The organism is Thermanaerothrix daxensis, from assembly GCF_001306145.1.
In the GTDB taxonomy this organism is placed as follows: Bacteria; Chloroflexota; Anaerolineae; order Anaerolineales; family Anaerolineaceae; genus Thermanaerothrix; species Thermanaerothrix daxensis.
Genome location: NZ_LGKO01000005.1, coordinates 631195 through 650443, shown reverse-complemented (window position 1 = coordinate 650443; position 19249 = coordinate 631195). Strand labels below are relative to the sequence as shown.

Below are 19249 nucleotides of genomic sequence, written 5' to 3'. Positions count from 1 at the left end.
CCCCTTTTTCGGTACCTGGAGGAAAATTAGAATGACCGCTTCCTCTGCCCCGCTCGCACCTGCACTCACCCTGCGTCAAAAAGCACGCCGCCGACGCGAAACCCTCACCGCCTATACGTTTCTTCTGCCTTATCTGTTCATCTTCCTGGTCTTCACCGTCTTCTCGATTGGTTACGCCTTTTACCTTTCCTTCACCCGATACAATTTGCTCAGTCCCCCTCAATGGTGGGGATTAGAAGGCTACCGACGTGTGTTATGCGTAGAGTCCTGGTTCCCTCGGCCCGAGGGCGCACCGCGTCCCACATGTGATGATCTGTTCATTCGCAAGGCCTTGCCCAATACGTTCAAATACACTGCCATCGTAGTCCCTGTGCAAACGATCATTAGTTTGGTCCTCGCCTTTGCCATGGACCAAAAGATTCGCTTCCGCCGTCTCTTTCGCACAATCTTTTACTTGCCCTCGGTCACTTCCTCGGTAGTCATCTCGCTCATCTTCGTCTGGCTCTTCAGTCCGATAGGCGTCATTAACCAGATCTTCCGCCTAAATATCAACTGGCTCAACGATCCGCGCTACGCTTTCTACACCATCATGATGGTCAACATCTTCACCACCAGCGGAACGCTCATGCTCATCTTCCTGGCGGGGTTACAAGATATTCCCACCGCCCTCTACGAAGCCGCCGCCATTGATGGGGCGAACAAGTTCCAAATTTTCCGCTATATCACCATCCCCATGCTACGGCCGGTGATCTTTTTTGTAGTCACAGTTGGAATCATCGGCTGTTTTCAGGTCTTTGACCAAATCTACGTGATGACCGCCGGCGGGCCGCTGGATTCCACCACCACTATTGCCTATCTGATTTACAAGTGGGCCTTTCGTGACACAACTGTGAAAATGGGGCAGGCTTCTGCAGCAGCCTTTATCCTGGCTCTCATCATCTTCATTGTCACATTACTCCAACGGCGAATCATCGAAGGCAGCGGTACTGTCAGTCAGTGAGCGTTTAAGGAAGGGAAGGATGACCACTCTTACACAAGCCCAACCCCGGCCTCTCTCCATAAGCGACCGTCTGATTCTGTGGTACGATCGCCTCAAAACCCCGTTGTTTTACCTGATCCTGATCCTCTGGTCAATTATCTGTCTGGCTCCCCTTTATTTCACCCTGGTTTTCAGCCTCAAGCCCGTGGCCAACGCCTATGATCCACCGCTTTTCTGGCCCATTCCCTTCACTCTGGATAACTTTCGCGATGTGATCGGTGCCCTCCCTCTCTTCCCGCGCTGGCTACTAAATAGCCTGATTGTCTCGCTGGCCGTGACCATCCTGCGCGTCCTCTTCTGCGCCATGGGAGGTTATGCTTTTGCACGTATGGACTTCCCTCTCAAAGGATTCCTGTTTAATGCCATGCTGGTCTCAATGATGATCCCGGGGCAGGTCACCCTCATTCCCGCCTTTTTGGTTGTCGGTCCGGGTATCATTCGTGGCGGTCTCAAAATCGGCGATATTACTCTACCCACTGGTTTTGGCCTCATTGACAATTTAGGGGGCGTCATCCTGCCGGGAATTGCAACAGCATTTGGCATTTTTATGATGACCCAGTTCTATAAGAGCCTGCCCCGCGAATTGGAAGAGGCTGCCATGATGGACGGGCTGGGGCGTTGGGGCATTTTCTTCCGCATCGTCCTTCCGCTCAGCCAGACCCAGTTGCTCACCCTGGCGCTACTGACCTTCCAGGGTGAATGGAACGCCTTTATGTGGCCACTGGTCATTCTGCGCACTCCTGAGAACTTCACCCTCCCCCTGGGGTTAAATTGGTTCCGTGGCGAATATTACACACTGATCTCTAAGGTCCTGGCGGGATCGCTCTTCAACACGCTCCCGATCCTGATCCTGTTCTTCTTATTCCAACGCTATTTTGTTCAAAGTATTGCAGGTACTGGACTAAAAGAGGGATAAACAAACCATGGAAACTTCTACATCACGTTCTCTCTGGCACATCGAACAGACTCGTTTTGATCCCCAAAGCCAACGGCACTGGGAAACCGTTTTTACCATCGGCAACGGTGTCTTCTGCACGCGCGGTGTTTTCGAAGAAGGGTATCACGGGGAAGAACGCGCCACGTTTATGCACGGCTTGTTCGATGATGTCCCCTTGCACTTCACTGAATTAGTCAATCTGCCCGACGCTCTGGAACTGGAAATTTTCCTGGCAGGAGAACGCTTTTCGCTGGAACAAGGTACCCTGCTGGAATTCCAACGGCATCTCGATCTTCGCGCCGGCTTGCTCGAACGCCAGGTCCGCTGGCGCAGTCCTCAAGGACGCACAACCCTGCTTCATTTCCAACGCTTTATCAGCCTGGCTGATCCTCATCTACTACTTATTCGCTTTTCAATCCACCCGCTGGATTACCAAGGCCCAATCGAAATCCGGGCGGGTCTGAACGGCGAAACAGATAACCTCCAGTTTAAGCACTGGGAATGGCAAGATCAGGCAACTTCCCCCCAAGAGGCCTGGCTGACTTGCGCAACCCGAAAGACCCGCCTGACCGTGGCCATGGGGGCTCGTCTTTATGTAGAAAGCCATGCCGCCATTGAGCGCGAAGGGTGGGATGTACGCAATCACCCCGTTCTGGTGGCTCGCACACAATCCTCACCCGAAAAACCGGTCAGAGGTGAGAAGATCGTTTACCTTTATAGCAGTCGGGAAACTACGGACCCCACTCAGGCAGTTCAGGCACGCCTGGCTCAGACCCCTCCTCCCTTGTGGGATCAAGCCTGGGCGGCTCATGCCGCCGCCTGGCAGCAGGAGTGGGAGGCCTGCGATGTTATCATCGAGGGAGATGAAGAAGCCCAGCGAGCGGTACGTTTTAGCGTTTTCCAACTCCTGATTGCAGCCCCCCGGCAGGACGAGCGGGTAAGCATCGGTGCCAAAACCCTCTCCGGTTACGGCTATCGAGGGCATGTTTTCTGGGATACCGAGATTTTTATGCTCCCTCTATTTACCTATACCCGCCCCGAGATTGCGCGCAACCTGCTTTCCTACCGCTGGCACAACCTGGAGGGAGCACGCCGTAAAGCCCGGCGCAACGGCTATAAAGGTGCGCAATACCCCTGGGAAAGCGCTGCCACCGGGGATGAGGTGACGCCAACCTGGGTACCCCATTTCAACGATCCCACCCAACTCATACGTATCTGGACCGGCGACATTGAAATCCATATCTCCGCCGATGTTGCCTATGCCATTCACCAGTACTGGCAAGCCACTGGGGATGATACCTTAATGCGCGAACGCGGCGCCGAGATAATCCTGGATACCGCACGTTTTTGGGCCAGCCGCGCCGAGTGGAATCCCTCCCTGGAACGCTATGAATACACTGATGTCATTGGTCCGGATGAATACCACGACCACGTGGACAATAATGCCTACACCAATTACCTGGCACGCTGGCACCTGCAAACCGCGCTTAAGATTTTAGAATGGCTGAAAACGCACCATCCAGACGTACATGGCGATCTTGTCCGGCGCCTGGAATTAACCCCCGAAGAACTGAGCCACTGGCAGAAGGTTATTGAACACCTGTACTGTCCGCTGGATGCCCAGAGAGGGCTGATTGAGCAATTTGAGGGCTATTTCCAGCGCAAAGATGTGCTCATGGCCGATCTTGAGCCTCGAAACGTCTCCGTGCAAGTGCTTTTTGGTATTGAAGGCGTTAACCAAACCCAGGCCATTAAGCAACCCGATGTATTGATGCTGCTCTACCTTCTGCCGGACCAATTCAATGATGACGTGGTTAAGGCAAACTACGATTATTACACCCCGCGCACCGATCACACCTTTGGCTCCTCGTTGGGACCTTCCATCCAGGCCATCATGGCCTGTCGAGTGGGACGCCCCTTAGAAGCCTATGAGCACTTTATGCGTGCGGCGCGAGCCGATTTGGAGAATGTGCGCGGCAACGCCGAGGATGGAATTCACGGCGCCTCGGCAGGAGGGGTCTGGCAGGCCGTAGTGTTCGGCTTCGCCGGGTTACGCGTCTCAGAACACGGATGGACGCTCAAACCCGCCCTCCCCCCTCACTGGAAGCGCGTGGCCTTTAAGTTTATGTGGCGCGGCCAACCCATCGCAGTGGAAGTGCATTCCGAGACTCCTCAACATATATCCCATCGGGAGGCTTCGTGATCCGCGCGTTCATTTTCGATCTGGACGGAGTGCTTACCGATACTTCTGAATTCCACTACCAGGCCTGGAAGCGCCTGGCAGATGAAGAGGGCATTCCCTTTACCCGGGAAGACAACGAAGCCTTGCGGGGGGTCTCGCGACATGATTCACTGCGCCTGCTGCTCAAAGGACGCAGGCTACCTCCAGATCAATTTGAGGAATGGGCGGAAAGGAAAAATCGCTATTACCTTGAATTCATCAATCAGATTACCCCTCAAAATCTTCTCCCCGGTGCCCTTGAGTTCCTTCAAGCCATCCGCACCGCCGGCTTGAAGACCGCCATTGCTTCCTCCAGTAAAAATGCCCGCACCGTGGTGGAGCGGCTTGGCTTGTTTCCATGGATAGACGTATTAGTGGACGGCACCATGGTTGAGCGGAGCAAGCCCGCTCCCGATCTGTTTCTCAAGGCCGCAGAATTGCTCCAGGAACCACCCACAGCTTGTGTGGTAGTTGAAGACGCCCAAGCCGGGGTAGAAGCCGCACACGCCGCTGGTATGCGGGTTATTGGCCTGGGACCACAGGAACGAGTGGGTAAGGCCGACCTCATCCTCAATTCCCTCAGCGGACTCTCCCTTGCAAGCGTTCTGGAACGTCTGGGTTCCTGATCCAATCTTCCTTCCTCCTCACCGCCTCAAACCCCACTGCTTGGGGTTTGAGGCTTTACATGGGGTAAAATTGAGCCAACTCAACCGCAAAAACGGGCTTTACGATGGTATCTCTCAAACTGGCATTCTTTATCTCCTCGCATGGATTTGGTCATGCAGCCCGTGCGGCAGCTGTAATGGAAAACCTTAAGCAACTACACCCCGGGATTGCGTTCGAAATATTCACCCAGGTCCCGGCCTGGTTTTTCGAAGACACGCTCGGAGATGGATTCGCCTATCACGATTATCTCGCTGATGTAGGCATTGTCCAGCGCACCCCATGGGACGAGGATCTACCTGCAACATTTATGGCCCATGCACAACGACTCCCCTTCCCCGCCGAGGAGATAAACATGCTGGGCGAGCAAATACGTCATTTAGGCTGCCAGGCCGTTGTATGTGACATTGCCCCTCTAGGAATTGCTGTGGCCGAGCAGGCTGGCTTGCCTTCTTTCCTGATTGAGAATTTCACCTGGGATTGGATCTTTGAGGGTTACCTGTCCGAGGAACCTCGACTGATCTCCATAATCACCTACTACCGGGATTGGTTCGCTCGTGCCAGTTATCACATTCAGACCGAGCCCAATTGTGAGCGTTGCTCATGCGATTTGCGCGTTGGCCCTGTCAGCCGTGCACCCAAACACAGCCGTTCCGAAACCCGCGCCCGCTTAAAAATCCCCGAAACCACACCTGCCGTGTTGATCACAATGGGAGGAATCGAGCACCGCTACGCGGCATTTGCTGCCCTAAAACAGCATCCTGAGGTGACCTTTATCATCCCCGGCAGCACCTCCCAACCCGCTCGGGACGGCAATTTAATTCTTCTTCCACACCGTAGTGGTTTTTACCACCCCGACCTGTTATATGCCAGCGATGCCGTCATCGGTAAAGTTGGATATAGCACGATTGCTGAAGCCTATCATGCCGGCATCCCCTTTGGATATGCCACTCGGGAACGATTCCGCGAATCCGCTCCACTGGCCGAATTTATCCGCCATCACATGCCTTCCTTGCACATCCCCACTCCCGAATTTATGAACGGAGCCTGGACAAGGCACCTGGATGAATTGCTGGCCTTACCCCGCCGCCCCCCCGTTGAGTCTGCCCCCAACGGGGCTGCCCAAATTGCTAACTTTATCCTGGAACACTTGGAATAACCTCTATGTTTGTTCCCCTGGAACCCGCACGTTCCCAATGGGTCGTCTCCAAGTCGCGTTTCATTGCCTCCCTCTATCCCGCCCACAGTGAAAATGAAGTGCGTACAATCCTGGCGAAAGTCCGGAGCGAGTTTCCCGATGCGTCTCATCATCCCTATGCTTATATTGTGAGTAACCTGGAACACTCTTCGGATGATGGAGAACCCGGCAGCACCGCGGGAAAACCCATCCTGCTTGCCCTTAAGTCACGCCAGATAGAAGACGCCTTACTCATCGTGACTCGCTACTTTGGGGGCATCAAACTGGGTACAGCAGGGTTAGCCCGTGCTTACCGCGAAGCCGCCTTGCAAGTGCTGGATATCGCCCGGTTTGGCCAAAAAACCAGGGTGACCATATTGAGTTTACAAATCCCGTATGCTTTGTATAATTATGTTGAAAAGAAATTATCCCGTCTAAACGCCTACCTCCTGGACCGACAGTTTACCTCTGAGGTGCATCTTACGGTTTCGGTGGTCCAATCTCAGGTCACAAATTTCCTTTCGGCCTTGGAGGAAGGTGCACGTGGTCAAATAGCGGTACAGATACTACAGGAAGGCGTCGAGCAGGTAATCCCACTCCCTCCCTCCACCCCAACGAGGTAAGCAAGTGAATCACCCAATATCACACGATCCGCAGCCCATTCGTCTTTTCAAATCTGACTTCCTGGAGTTTTTTACCCATATTCACCCCATCGTAGTGGTGATCATCTGGCTTCCGGTTGCATTGTTCTTTCTAGGGTACGGTATCCTTGAGGCGCTCGCTCGTGCTCTCTGGGTGCAGATCCCACTTGGCTTCGGTCTGGGACTTTTTCTATGGAGTTTCACTGAGTACACCCTTCACCGCTTTGTCTTTCATTTCCGCCCTCGAACCCCCTTCCAGGAGCGTCTGATCTTCCTTTTTCACGGCATTCATCATGTTCAGCCTCAATGCAAAACACGCCTGGTGATGCCCCCCATCGTTAGCATTCCTTTGTCTCTCATTTTCTACGGGCTGTTTTGGCTGATTTTCAACCGCCTTCTCGCGGCTCCGCACTGGTTAGGTCCCACCTTTGCAGGTTTCATTGCAGGCTATTTGGGCTACGATTTGATCCACTACGCCACGCATCACCTTCCAATGCGCCGCGGTATCTGGAAAACCCTTAAGCGCCATCACATGCAGCATCACTATAAGACACCTGATCAACGCTTTGGCGTTTCATCCCCGCTATGGGATTATGTTTGGGGTACGCAGGGTAAAAGAAAAGGGCAAGACTGAATCTCGCCCTTTCTGGTTGAGCCCAATACCGAATATAGCCTAGGATTGCTTGGCTTCGGCTTGCTTGGCCACGGCTTCAGCAGCCGCACGCACGGTTTCTTCATCTGCCAGGTATCGCCGCGATATTACCTTGAGGTCCTTATCCAGCGCATAGGCCAGCGGAATACCGGTAGGGATGTTAAGCTCGGGAATATCCGCATCTGATATGTTATCGAGATATTTCACCAGCGCACGCAGGCTGTTCCCATGGGCCACAATCAATACCCGCTCACCCGCTTGCAAGCGCGGCGCAATCTTCTCATGCCAGTAAGGCAGCACACGCTCCAAAGTCATCTTCAAGGATTCACAAGCGGGCAATAGTTTAGGATCCACATGCTTGTAACGCGGATCAAAGCGCGGATGGCGAGGGTCATCCCAATCCAGGGGTGGTGGTGGTACATCGTAGCTTCGCCGCCAGAGGTGAACCTGTTCCTTCCCGTACTTGAGGGTCATCTCAGCCTTGTTCAGCCCCTGCAAGGCTCCGTAATGCCGCTCATTCAGTTGCCAGGCAATTTCATAAGGCAGGTACATCAAGTCCATTTCATCCAGAATGATCCACAAAGTGCGGATGGCACGCTTGAGCACCGAAGTGAAAGCAATATCAAACTCAAACTTCTCGGCTAACAATTGCCGACCTGCCCAACGTGCCTCTTCCTTCCCTTGTTCGGTCAAATCTACATCCGTCCAACCGGTAAAACGATTCTCCATGTTCCACACGCTCTGACCATGGCGGACAAGTACGAGGTTCTCCATAGGTTTCTCTCCTTTCCAGAGTAAAGTTGGGTTAAAAGCACCCCATAAACATCTCGTGAAATTTTACACAAAAATTATACTTCAGAAAGACGATCACACGACTAGATTTTACCTCGAATTATCCATCTTTGGCAGTCTTTGAGCATTGAGCCAGGCTATCCCCCGATCTTTCTGTTACAATCATAGGGCTCATATCCCCACTCAAAGCAGGGATAGCCCATGTTTGTCTTCCTATCCAAATTTTTACCTCTCTTTGTTTACCCGTTAGGTCTGGCGTGTGTATTCCTGATTGTTGCCCTGCTGCGTAAATCCACACGTAGTAAGCAGATTCTCACGGCAAGCGCTCTTCTCGTGTTATGGTTAGGGGGTAACCGATGGGTGGCTTACAGCCTGGCCCGTTCGTTAGAATGGCGCTACCTTCCTCCTGCCGAAATTCCCAGCGCCGAAGTGATCGTGGTCCTGGGGGGTGGTACCGAAGCCCCTTCTTATCCCCGTCGTTTCGTAGAGATCAACGGCGCGGGCGATCGCGTTCTCTTCGCTGCCCGCCTCTACAAACAAGGGAAGGCCCCACATCTCCTGCTCAGCGGGGGCTACATCTCTTGGCTTAGCCAACGAGGCAGCACGCCAGCGGAAGAAATGGCTGACCTGATGCAACTGATCGGCATCCCCAATGAAGCGCTGTGGCTGCAGCCTCGTTCACAAAACACCTACGAGGACGCGCTCTACTCAGCAGAAATTTTACGCGCAAAAGGCATTCGAAAAATCATCCTGGTGACATCCGCACAACATATGCCACGCTCGGTGGCTCTCTTTGAACACCAGGGGTTTGAAGTCATCCCTGCTCCCACCGATTACACCGTCACCGAGAGCAACTGGCAGGATCTCTGGCAGCCAAACCTGGCCAGCCAGATCATCAACCTGCTACCAACCGCCGATAACCTGGGACTTACCACCAGCAGCCTCAAAGAATATTTGGGTATCCTGATTTACCACCTACAAGGCTGGTTGTGAGGTTTATCAAAGGCGCCGTAATGCATATACCCTCCACGTGGCCCGTAAAAAGGGCAGGGGAGGTAATGAGGATAATACCTGCAAACACTCTACCACCCCGGCTTCTTCATCCAAAAAGCGAAAGATGCGCCGGGCAGGGTTATTACGAAACAGTTGCATGAAAATATCGGCCATGCGCCCGCCCTCGCGCCACATCACCTGTAACATGATCCGATCCAGCAACCAAAACCGACGGGGAGCACGGGGGAGGGCAAACGGATGGCCATACTGCATCAGCGAACGCACAATAGCCGCACTATCTGCCTGAATCCGCAGGAAAGCATATCCGCTGGAAGGCTTAACCCGCCCACCTTTGGTGCCAATATTTAAGAGCCGTGGGCCAACCCGCCGCTCAAACGGCTGATCGGTCATGGGAATGGCACCCCGCTCTTGCTCTACGATGCGATAGTGACGAAGATTGAGCACCCCCTCCACATAAGCACGCAGGGCCTCATCATAACTCCGTTCATCAAGAATCGTAGGGGAAAACAGGGTATATTCCACCAGCGCATCCGTGGGGCTCCAGGGGAGAACGTACATGAAGCGCATGGCTCCATCTTGGGGTGTACGAAAGTCAAACAACGTTGCCTGCGCAGGATCAAACACTGGCTGATCACTTTCAATGACCCAGCCCTTGAAATGTTGCCACAGGTAATGATAATGCCCCGGCTGACGCACCCATGCCTGAGCCGAAAAAGTGCTGTCAAACCCCCAGCGGCCACGGTACTCATGCCCATCCACTAAGACAGAGATACCCCCTGCATCCTGAGACACTGCCTTGACTTCTCCCTGAACCAGAGTCACATTAGGGACCTCACTTAAGGCAGAAAGGACAAAACGATAGTAATCCGCTCCCCGGATCATATGATAGCCATAGTCCTGCAAATCAAGGTCCAGGGTTTCGTTCCAGTGCGTCACCATCAGATGTGGCCAGGTATGAAAATAAACGGGTTCAAACAGGGTTGGACGATTACTCCAAAAGCACCAGGTGCGATCATTGTGAACCTTTTGCTCTCGCTCAACAAGCAGGATGCGCCGATCCTTGAGGGGACTTTGCAGCAGGTGATAGGCCAGCGAAAGGCCAGCAGCACCCGCACCCAAAATGACAAAATCGAATTCTTTCATAGAACCCAGCCCATGCAGATAGTTGTCTAGATTTTACCTTGAAGGTCGCAATGCCAGGGTTGCTTAACCCTATACAATCCCCTCGCGCAATATAAAAGCGGGTCGGGAGCCACCCGACCCGCCCGCATCCGGCTAACTTGACCAGCGCCTAGCAGTTGTTGAGTGCCTTACAGATCATCTCCTGATCCACCGGCAGGCGATCCACACGCACCCCCACCGCGTTATAAATCGCGTTGGTGATCGCCGGGGGCGTAGGGATCAACACAATTTCTCCCACCCCTTTAGCCCCATAGGGTCCCTCGGCCACCGGATGTTCGACAACAAACGAGATGATCTCAGGCGTGTGAACAATGGAGGGGGTGCGATAGCGTGCCAGACGATCGGTCACCACATGACCGTCTTTGAGGATGAAATTTTCGGTCAGGGTATGTCCGATCCCCATAATGGCACCCCCCTCAATCTGCCCCCGCAACCCCAGGGGGTTGATGGCGTAACCCACGTCATTGGCAATGATCATGCGCAACACCTTAACCTCGCCCGTCAGGGTATTGACCTCAACCTCTGCGGCCTGAGCAGCAAATGAAAAAGCGAAGTGCATATCCCCGCCCTCCCCTAACGGACGGGTCGCAGGCGCCCAATACGTGTAAGAGGTTACCGGGGGACGACCACTCGCCATCATCTCTTCGGCCACCTGCTGCAGCGTCAACGTCCGTCCATTAATCTGAGCCAAGCCCTCTACAAAACGGACCTGCTCCGGCGGCACATCATAACGCTCCGAAAGTTCACTGGTCAGCAGTTCCTTGAGCGCCCGTGCAGCATAGCGCACGGCATTTCCGGTCACGAAGGTCTGACGCGAAGCAGTGGTGGGCCCGCCATCCGGTGTTAGATCCGTATCCATGAGCAACACCTCAATTCGCCGAGGGGACTGATTAAGTTCTTCAGCAGCGATCAACTGAAGTACCGTGGGCAAACCCTGTCCCAGTTCTGCAGATGAGGTGCGTACCTGGAAAGTACCATCGCGGCGCAATTCCACCTCAGCCCCTGCCTTGTCCGGCGCACCACCGCCCAGACCAGTATTTTTATATCCCACGGCAAAACCCCAGGCACGGCGCAAATGCGGAGCACCCGGCACCGCCTTGGGTTCAAATGGATTAGGACCTCCCAGGCGGCGCATTTCTGCCTCTACTTTTTCAATGCATTCCAACAAGCCCACGCTTTGGCGCAACACCTGCCCGGTATTGGTCACACTGCCCACGCGCAGAGCATTCTTGCGCCGTAACTCCACCGGATCCATCCCCAGCCGTTCCGCCAGCATATCCATAATGCTCTCGATGGCGAAAGCCGATTGCATCACTCCAAAGCCGCGGAACGCTCCTGCTGGTGGGTTGTTCGTGTACATGGCATAACAATCGGCCTTGACATGAGGAACTTCATACGGCCCAGAGGAGTGGGTGGTGGCCCGTGTCATCACCTTCTCACCCAGCGAAGCGTAAGCCCCCGTATCTCCATAGAGTTCTGTTTCCACTGCAGTGAGACGCCCATCTGACTTGGCACCCACCTTGACCCGAATCTGGGTGGCGTGGCGTTTGGGGTGTGCAATCAATGACTCATGACGATCATACAACAACTTCACCGGGCGACCCGTCGCGTGGGCTAACAGAGCGGCGTGAATTTGACCGGCAATGTCCTCCTTACCCCCAAATCCGCCACCCATCAACTGCCCAATGACGTGAACGCGGGTTTCAGGCCAGCCCAGCGCGCGCGCAATCTGCTGGCGGTCCGCATAGGGGATTTGCGAGCCCACATAGACTTCCATGCGCCCATCCGGCGTGGGGCGTGCAATGCTACACTCTGGCTCCAAAAAGGCATGGTCATGCATGGGGGTATAAAAGGTGTGCTCAAGGATCACATCTGCCTCGGCAAACCCCTGCGCCACATCCCCTTTGCGCACTTTGATATGCTTAAGGAGATTGCCGTTTGGATGGATCTTGGGCGCATCGGGTTGTGCCGCCTGTACCGGATCGCTCACCACCGGCAATGGTTCAAACTCTACCTCAATGAGGTCAAGTGCTTGCGTGGCAATTTCCCGCGTTTCAGCAGCAACAAGTGCCAGAGCATCACCCACATACCGCACACGCTCCCCCACCCCCACCAGGATGGGCCAATCGTAAATGACCAGCCCGTGATTGTGCTCACCGGGGATATCTTCAGCCGTCAGCACGGCTACCACACCGGGGAGCGCCCTGGCCTTACTCACATCAATGCGTGTGACGATGGCAGAGGGCACCATGGCTCGTTTGACACGAGCATGCAGCATTCCCTCAAATTGGAGATCATCCGTGTATTTGGCTCGCCCGGTGACTTTGGCTACCGCATCCGGGCGGGGATGAACCTTGCCCACATACTTCCCCGGCTTTGAGGCTGGAGGAATTGCGGGGGGTTCCACCGGACTTCCGGTACGCATGGCCTTTGCCGCTGCCTTTATAGCCTGCAAAATGGCCGGATAAGCCCCGCAGCGGCATAGGGTATCTTTGAGTGCCGTTTTGATGTCTTCATCGCTTGGCTCTGGATTACGCAAGAGCAGGGCATAGGAGGTCATAATTTGCCCCGGGGTGCAAAAGCCACACTGCAACGCACCGTACTTGATAAAAGCCTCTTGAAGCGGGTGCAGTGATTCTTCGGTTGAGGCCTTTGCTGTTTCTTCAACCGCCTTGGAAAGCCCCTCAATGGTTAAAACATGCTTACCTTGCGCCCGCACAGCCGGATAGGAACAGGAAAGAATCGGCTCACCATCCACCAAAACGGTGCAAGCCCCACATTCCATTTCATTACAGCCAATTTTGGTTCCGGTCAGCCCCAAACGATAGCGCAGCAGATCCGAGAGCATTTCTCCCGGCACGACGGGCAGATCCACCTCTTGCCCATTCACCCATAAATGTAACCGCTCGCTCATACCGCCTCCACTACTGAAGGTTCCAGGGTGCGTTGCCAGGCTTTTATGACCACTTCTTCCAGTAAAATTCCGCTCAAATGGTATCGGTACTCTGCACTGGCCCGCAACGGGCTGCTCCTGAAACGAATAGAGTCTCGAATGGCCTGCCGGGCTGCAGCAAAAGTCTCTTCGTTACAAGGTCGCCCTCTAAACACGGCCTCCACTGCGTTTGCACGACGTGGCACGGGCCCCGAGGGGCCAATTGCCACCCGAACATCGCCAATTACCTCGCCGTGACGTTCGAGCCACACTGCCGTGTTAAGAATGGGCAGGGCAACTCCCTGAGGACGCATCACCCGCCCAAAAGCAGAAGCCTGATGGGATCGGCGCAAAGGGACATGAAAACCTACCAGAATCTCCCGCCTCAAATCCAATGCAGTTTGTCCCGGACCCTTGAAAAGGTTTTCCATGGGTTCCAGCCGGCGCCCCTCCAGACTGGCCACCTCCGCCCGAGCATCCAGCGCCAGCAAGGCAATCATGCCATCAGCCGCCGGCAGGGCATGTGCCACGTTTCCGCCTAAGGTCGCCGAATTGCGCACCTGTGGCCCGCCAATCTGGCCGCAAGCCTCAGCGACAGCCAAAGCGTGAAAGCGCACCAGAGGCGATTCCGCAATCCGGCTAACCGGTACGGCAGCGCCGATGAAAAGGTGATCTTCAGTTTGCTCAAGGCGTTTTAGTTCGGGGATGTGGGTGATGTCAACCAGCGTGTGGACGGGCTCATGCTCACCCTGCTGAATCTCCAACAACAAATCGGTCCCTCCTGCCACAGGGAGAGCCGGGCCGGGCGTATGGCTCAAAATGTCTAACGCTTCTTCAATCGAACGTGCCAGAACATAAGCATTCCAAAAGCGCATAGGATCGGTGGACTCCTTTCGTTTGACGGCGGCACTTTTCGACGGGCTCACAGGCCCGACGCCGACAGCCGACCCGAGAGACTGCCGACCACCGATTCCTTGGAATTTGGGATAACTTAATTATAGACGAATTTTCTCTAAATGATGCTGCCCTCCTTCACGCACGCCAGCCATCATCAGGCCCAATTGTTCAGCAGTTGCACTCGGTCCATCTACAATCCCGACAATCTCGCCTTCATAGATGACAGCAATGCGATCAGAAAGAGCACGTATCTCATCCAGATCTTCTGAAATCAACAGAATGGCAGTGCCTGCCTGCCGCTGTTCCAACAAGCGTTGATGGATATATTCGGTTGCCCCAATATCCACCCCGCGCGTTGGCTGGGAAGCAATCAGCACCTTGGGGCGTCGCGAAAGTTCACGGGCCAATATGAGTTTCTGGATATTGCCACCCGAAAGGTTTTTCACGGGAGTGTCTACCGAAGGGGTCTTGACGTTATACTCCCTCACCAGGCGCTCGGAAATTTCACGAATAGCGTTGAAATCCAGGAAAATCTTCCGTGAAAATGGTGGTTTATGATGATCTTCCAGGATCAAATTATCTGCGACGCTAAATTGCTTAATGGTGCCATCCCGCAAACGTTCTTCTGGGATGTAGGATTGCCCCAATGCAATCCGCGCCCCGGGCGGCTCATGCGTTATATCCTTTCCGCAGAGCAGAATGCGCCCCGATTTGACTGGACGTAAACCGGCGAGAGCCTCTGCCAACTCACGCTGCCCATTGCCAGAAACCCCTGCCAGCCCCACGATTTCTCCCGCATGAACCTCCAGGGAGACATTGCGCACCGCGTCATGCCCACGATCGCCTCCCACCACCAGGTTTTCAATGGCCAGACGCACCTCACCCAACTGGGCCGGAGGGCGTTCATATTGTAGTATCACGGGACGGCCCACCATCATCTGAGCCAGTTCTGATTTATTTGTCTCATGGGTAGGTCGTGTACCCACAACGCGCCCATCGCGTAACACCGTTACCCGGTCACTAATGGCCAGTACCTCATGCAGTTTATGGGAGATGAAAATGAGCGCATGGCCATCGCGTGCCATCTGGCGCAGCGTGCGGAAGAGATCTTCCACTTCTTGTGGGGTGAGAACGGCCGTCGGCTCATCTAGGATCAGCAGGGCAGCACCACGATATAAGGCCTTGAGAATTTCCACGCGTTGCTGCTCGCCCACCGCCAATTGCCACACATAGGCTTTGGGGTCCACCTTTAGGCCATACTGCTCACTGAGCTCGCGCACGCGTTTCTCCACACGGTCCAGATCAAGCAGAATCCCGCGCGAGGATTTCAACCCCAAAGCTACATTCTCAACCACCGTCAACGACGGGACCAGCATAAAGTGCTGGTGGATCATGCCAATCCCGGCGCGAATGGCGTCTTGCGGCGAGTTGAAGTGTTGTTCAACACCGTTGATGAGGATCTTGCCTGCATCGGGGCGATACAGGCCATAGAGTTGACGCATGAGGGTGGTCTTCCCTGCACCGTTTTCGCCCAACAAAGCATGAATTTCCCCGGCGCGTACGTCAAAATCCACGTGATCATTGGCCAAAACGCCCGGGAAACGCTTAACAATTCCGACCATGCGCATCTCCTCGATGCGCATCTGCCCCGTAGGCAAACGACCGTCAAGACCCAATACCTGTGTGCTCATCATCACCTTGCTAAATCCGATCTCTCAATCCAGGGGGCGGGTGCAGCACCATTTGGCTGCACCCGCATTACTTCTCATCCTAATTCCTCAGGGCAGAGGGTTAATCTTACCGTCAATGATTCCCTTAATGACTTCATCAGCCTTCGCCTTAATTTCGGGCGGAACGGGGACGCGATCGTTGTACTTGATAGTCAAGCCGCCATTGGCCAGCGTTAACGTGTAGGCCACACCACCCAGCGTGCCGGCTTTGCGCTTCGCAATCATGTCTTTGATGATTGAGGTGTAATCATAAACCTGACTGGCTACCACAATATCCGGCGCCAGGCTGGTCTGATCCCACTGCTGGCCGAACCACTTGGCTCCTTTCTCCTTGGCAACACCGATGGCGCCCACCACCGACTGTGACGAGCCGGTCAGCATATCCGCGCCAGCGGCAATGTGGGTCTCAGCAGCGGCTGCCATCAACGAAACATCCGAGAAAGAACCGGTGTAGGTTACCTGAACTTTGACACCCGGGCGAGCCTGCTCCGCACCATATTTGAAGCCATCCACATAGGTCTTGGCATCACCGGCCTCCACGGGACCGCACACCCCCAGCACGCCCGTCTTTGACATCAGGGCAGCAATGGTACCCAACACGTAACCGCCTTGTTCTGCTGATGGGTTGTAGGCAAAAACGTTCTTGATGCCCTGGTCAGCAAACGTATCGGTCGCAGTGCCCCAGGCGAAGGTGGTGTTGGGGAATTCGGGGGCAATTTGCGCTAACGAGGTGCCATACTGTGAACCATGCGCGATCACAATGTCATAACCCTGAGAGGCATAATCGCGGATCGCGGCGGCTGCATCTGGCACCTTGAACATATTCTCAGAGTAAGCGATCTCCATTTTGGAGGGCCCACCCATCTCTTGTTGCACCTTCACCAACGCTTCATACATACCCTGGCTGAATGCCATGTCCGTGATTGAAGAGGGCATGACAATAGCCACGCGGAGCGGCTTTTCAGGAGCCTGGGTTGGCGCAGGAGTCGCGGCTGGCCCACAGGCGCTGAGGAGCAGAGCAACCAGCACAACCAGCATGAGCAAGCGAGAAAGCACAGACTTCATGGTTTCACCTCCTGAGTGGTTCGGGAAAGGGTTAAGAAAGCGCCATTCGATTTCAGGCTTTACGACTCAACTTCTCCTCCAAAAGGCCGAAAGACCACCTCCTTTCGCTAGAACTCGCCACGCTCAAAGGGTTTGCCTAATGCATCCGGCATCGCCGCACGGCGTACCGAGATCGCCAACGCCAGGATGGTCATAGCATAGGGTAACATGACCGCAAAGTCATAGGGGAAATTTACACCCAGAACCTGCAACCACAATTGTAGCGCATTGACAAAACTAAACAAGAGAGCACCCCCCAAGATTCCCAGAGGGCGCCAACTTCCGAAATACACCAGGGCAATTGCAATAAAGCCCATGCCACTGGTCATGTTCTCCTGAAAGAGGTTAATCAGTGAAATCGAAAGGGAGGCCCCGGCAATGCCTGCCAGCATTCCCCCCAGGGAAACGGTAATGTAACGAATCCGGTCCACATTGATCCCCAGCGTATCCGCTGCCTGGGGGTTTTGCCCCACTGCCCGAATCATCAGCCCAAACGGTGTCTTGTACAAGATAAAACTGGCTAGCGGCACCAGGAGAAATGCCCCGTAAACCAGGAGGTTGTGATTGAATAAAACATCTCCAAGATAAGGAATGTTGCCCAGGAGAGGGATGCGCACGGGTTGAAAACCGCTAATGGATTCTACCCCGCTCATGGTCTTTTTAAACAGCAGGCTGGATAACCCCAATCCGAACATATACAACCCGATCCCGCTAATCCCCTGCTCGGCCTTGAGGGTCACGCTGACCACCGCCATAAGCAGACCCATTAGCAGACCCACTCCCATCGCCGCTAATAATCCCCACCACAGGTTGCCGGTTTTCATCCCCACGTAGAACCCGCTAAATGCCCCCATGAGCATGATACCATCCACCCCCAAGTTATAAACCCCCGAATTTTGTGCAAATGCTTCCCCAATTGCCGCATAAAGGTACGGCGTCGCCAGGCGCAATCCAGAATAAATGATGCCCAGAACAACGGGGATTGTGAAAACATTACTCATAGGTTTCTCTCCTGCGGGCACGGCGCACCGCCCAGATTCGACTGCTCACCACAAAGAGAACAATTAATCCCATGAGAGTATCCACAAAGGCCGAGGGCACCTGTACGGCACGCTGCATTTTATCCGCACCCACGAGTAGCCCGCCGAACAGCACCGAGGCCGGAATGGTGCCCAGAGGATGAAGGTTTCCGAAGAGTGCCGCCACAATACCTGAGAAACCATACCCACCCGAGAGCCCCTCAAGCATGCGCCGTTGCACCCCCATCACCTCTACAGCCCCAGCAAGGCCTGCAAATGCCCCACCCAGAGTAATGGCCAATGCCTGGTAGACGGGCACCGGAATGCCCGCGTAACGCGCTGCCTGGGCATTAAGGCCAACCGCCCGAATCCGATAGCCAATGGTGGTGCGCCAAAGGAAAATATAAACCAGAACGGCCATCACCAGAGCCAGGATGCTCCCCGCATGCAATAAGGTTTGCGGAACCAGCCGGGGCAACCATGCCTGGCGAGGAAGCAAGGCCGACTGGGCAATACGGGTTCCCGCCTCGATCTCAGCCGGATCAATCATGGGGCCACGCAAGAGGTAGTTCGAGAGCTGGAGGGCAATTGCGTTCATCATAATCGTGCTAAGAATCTCGTTGACCCCTAAACGGGCTTTCAGCACCCCCGGTACTGCGCCCCAGAGCGCCCCGCTCAGTGTGCCCACCAGCAAACAGAGAGGCAACAGAATTGCCCCCGGCCACTGACTGAACGACAGAGCGAGAGCCGTTGCTGAAAGCGCCCCAACAATGATCTGACCCTCACCGCCAATGTTGATCACTCCACCACGGAAGGCAATGGTGATCCCCAACCCCACCAGCAGCAAGGGCGTGGCTTTTACCAGAGTCTGGGTGACACTAAATGTACTGCCCACTGCCCCTTGTACCAGCGCCGTAAAAGCCACCCCTGGATTGGCCCGCAGCAACAAGAGGATGAGCGCCCCAATGATCAGCGCCACCGGTACGGCCAGAATCGGCAGAATGGCCTCAAAGACCTGATTGAGCATACGTTTAATCTCAGACCGTTGGGGCATTAACTGTCTTCCTTTCAGCCTGTTTTTTCGAAACGTGCGTTAGGGGAAAACGATAAGATGATCGTGCATATAATATGGGCTTCTCTCGAACACAGAAACCCGCTGTTCTACATATTATAACGAAATATCAGACAATTTCAAAGTGATAAACATCGCAAATTTTGTTACTTCCCTCCATAATTGTCATACAACTTG

Annotated in this window: 16 protein-coding genes; 8 read left to right on the top strand and 8 right to left on the bottom strand. The window is 54.4% G+C overall.

Annotated elements, in window-relative coordinates; genetic code table 11:
• Positions 1 to 31 precede the first annotated feature (31 nt).
• The 7 genes from SE15_RS11650 to SE15_RS11620 all read left to right on the top strand — a co-directional run bounded on the left by SE15_RS11650 (position 32) and on the right by SE15_RS11620 (position 7312).
• Entirely contained in the window at positions 32 to 1000 is a 969-nt protein-coding gene (locus SE15_RS11650) for a carbohydrate ABC transporter permease (RefSeq protein WP_201778100.1), read from the top strand.
• A 19-nt stretch (positions 1001 to 1019) separates the two neighbouring features.
• Positions 1020 to 1955, top strand: a complete 936-nt coding sequence (locus tag SE15_RS11645; RefSeq protein ID WP_054522271.1) for a carbohydrate ABC transporter permease — start codon at positions 1020 to 1022, stop codon at positions 1953 to 1955.
• A gap of 7 nt (positions 1956 to 1962) precedes the next feature.
• Positions 1963 to 4179, top strand: coding sequence for a glycoside hydrolase family 65 protein (locus SE15_RS11640; RefSeq protein WP_054522270.1), 2217 nt, complete (start codon positions 1963 to 1965; stop codon positions 4177 to 4179).
• On the top strand, positions 4176 to 4823 hold the full coding sequence (gene pgmB, locus SE15_RS11635) for a beta-phosphoglucomutase (protein ID WP_054522269.1): 648 nt from the start codon (positions 4176 to 4178) through the stop codon (positions 4821 to 4823). The genes SE15_RS11640 and pgmB overlap by 4 nt, the downstream gene beginning before the upstream one ends.
• Positions 4824 to 4927: 104 nt before the next feature.
• Complete coding sequence (locus SE15_RS11630; RefSeq protein ID WP_054522268.1) at positions 4928 to 6019, top strand: hypothetical protein; 1092 nt, start codon at positions 4928 to 4930, stop codon at positions 6017 to 6019.
• Positions 6020 to 6024: 5 nt separating this feature from the next.
• Positions 6025 to 6660, top strand: coding sequence for an IMPACT family protein (locus SE15_RS11625; protein WP_054522267.1), 636 nt, complete (start codon positions 6025 to 6027; stop codon positions 6658 to 6660).
• A gap of 4 nt (positions 6661 to 6664) precedes the next feature.
• On the top strand, positions 6665 to 7312 hold the full coding sequence (locus SE15_RS11620) for a sterol desaturase family protein (protein ID WP_054522266.1): 648 nt from the start codon (positions 6665 to 6667) through the stop codon (positions 7310 to 7312).
• Positions 7313 to 7351: 39 nt separating this feature from the next.
• On the opposite strand, the gene gpmA is transcribed toward SE15_RS11620, so the two are convergent.
• Positions 7352 to 8104 carry a 2,3-diphosphoglycerate-dependent phosphoglycerate mutase gene (gene gpmA, locus SE15_RS11615; protein WP_054522265.1) on the bottom strand — a complete coding sequence of 251 codons (753 nt, stop codon included), beginning with the start codon at positions 8102 to 8104 and terminating at the stop codon, positions 7352 to 7354.
• Positions 8105 to 8323: 219 nt separating this feature from the next.
• On the opposite strand from gpmA, the gene SE15_RS11610 reads away from it, so the two are divergent.
• Positions 8324 to 9115, top strand: a complete 792-nt coding sequence (locus SE15_RS11610; protein ID WP_054522264.1) for a YdcF family protein — start codon at positions 8324 to 8326, stop codon at positions 9113 to 9115.
• 6 nt (positions 9116 to 9121) lie between these two features.
• Here the strand turns inward: SE15_RS11610 and SE15_RS11605 are convergent, their stop codons facing one another.
• From SE15_RS11605 to SE15_RS11575, 7 genes are all read right to left on the bottom strand, one after another.
• A complete protein-coding gene (locus tag SE15_RS11605; protein WP_054522263.1) occupies positions 9122 to 10279 on the bottom strand; it encodes a lycopene cyclase family protein in 1158 nt (385 codons plus the stop codon).
• A gap of 148 nt (positions 10280 to 10427) precedes the next feature.
• Positions 10428 to 13232, bottom strand: a complete 2805-nt coding sequence (locus SE15_RS11600) for a molybdopterin-dependent oxidoreductase (RefSeq protein ID WP_054522262.1) — start codon at positions 13230 to 13232, stop codon at positions 10428 to 10430.
• Positions 13229 to 14125 (bottom strand): FAD binding domain-containing protein, encoded by an 897-nt coding sequence (locus SE15_RS11595; protein WP_054522261.1) that lies wholly within the window; start codon positions 14123 to 14125, stop codon positions 13229 to 13231. Before SE15_RS11595 ends, SE15_RS11600 begins: the two co-directional genes overlap by 4 nt.
• Before the next feature lie 120 nt (positions 14126 to 14245).
• Positions 14246 to 15841: an ABC transporter ATP-binding protein gene (locus SE15_RS11590; RefSeq protein WP_236690029.1), complete on the bottom strand. Its 1596-nt coding sequence runs from the start codon at positions 15839 to 15841 to the stop codon at positions 14246 to 14248.
• An 84-nt stretch (positions 15842 to 15925) separates the two neighbouring features.
• Positions 15926 to 16942, bottom strand: a complete 1017-nt coding sequence (locus SE15_RS11585) for a BMP family protein (protein WP_054522260.1) — start codon at positions 16940 to 16942, stop codon at positions 15926 to 15928.
• Positions 16943 to 17049: 107 nt separating this feature from the next.
• A complete protein-coding gene (locus SE15_RS11580) occupies positions 17050 to 17982 on the bottom strand; it encodes an ABC transporter permease (protein WP_054522259.1) in 933 nt (310 codons plus the stop codon).
• Positions 17975 to 19054, bottom strand: a complete 1080-nt coding sequence (locus SE15_RS11575) for an ABC transporter permease (protein ID WP_169786540.1) — start codon at positions 19052 to 19054, stop codon at positions 17975 to 17977. Before SE15_RS11575 ends, SE15_RS11580 begins: the two co-directional genes overlap by 8 nt.
• Positions 19055 to 19249: the final 195 nt, after the last annotated feature.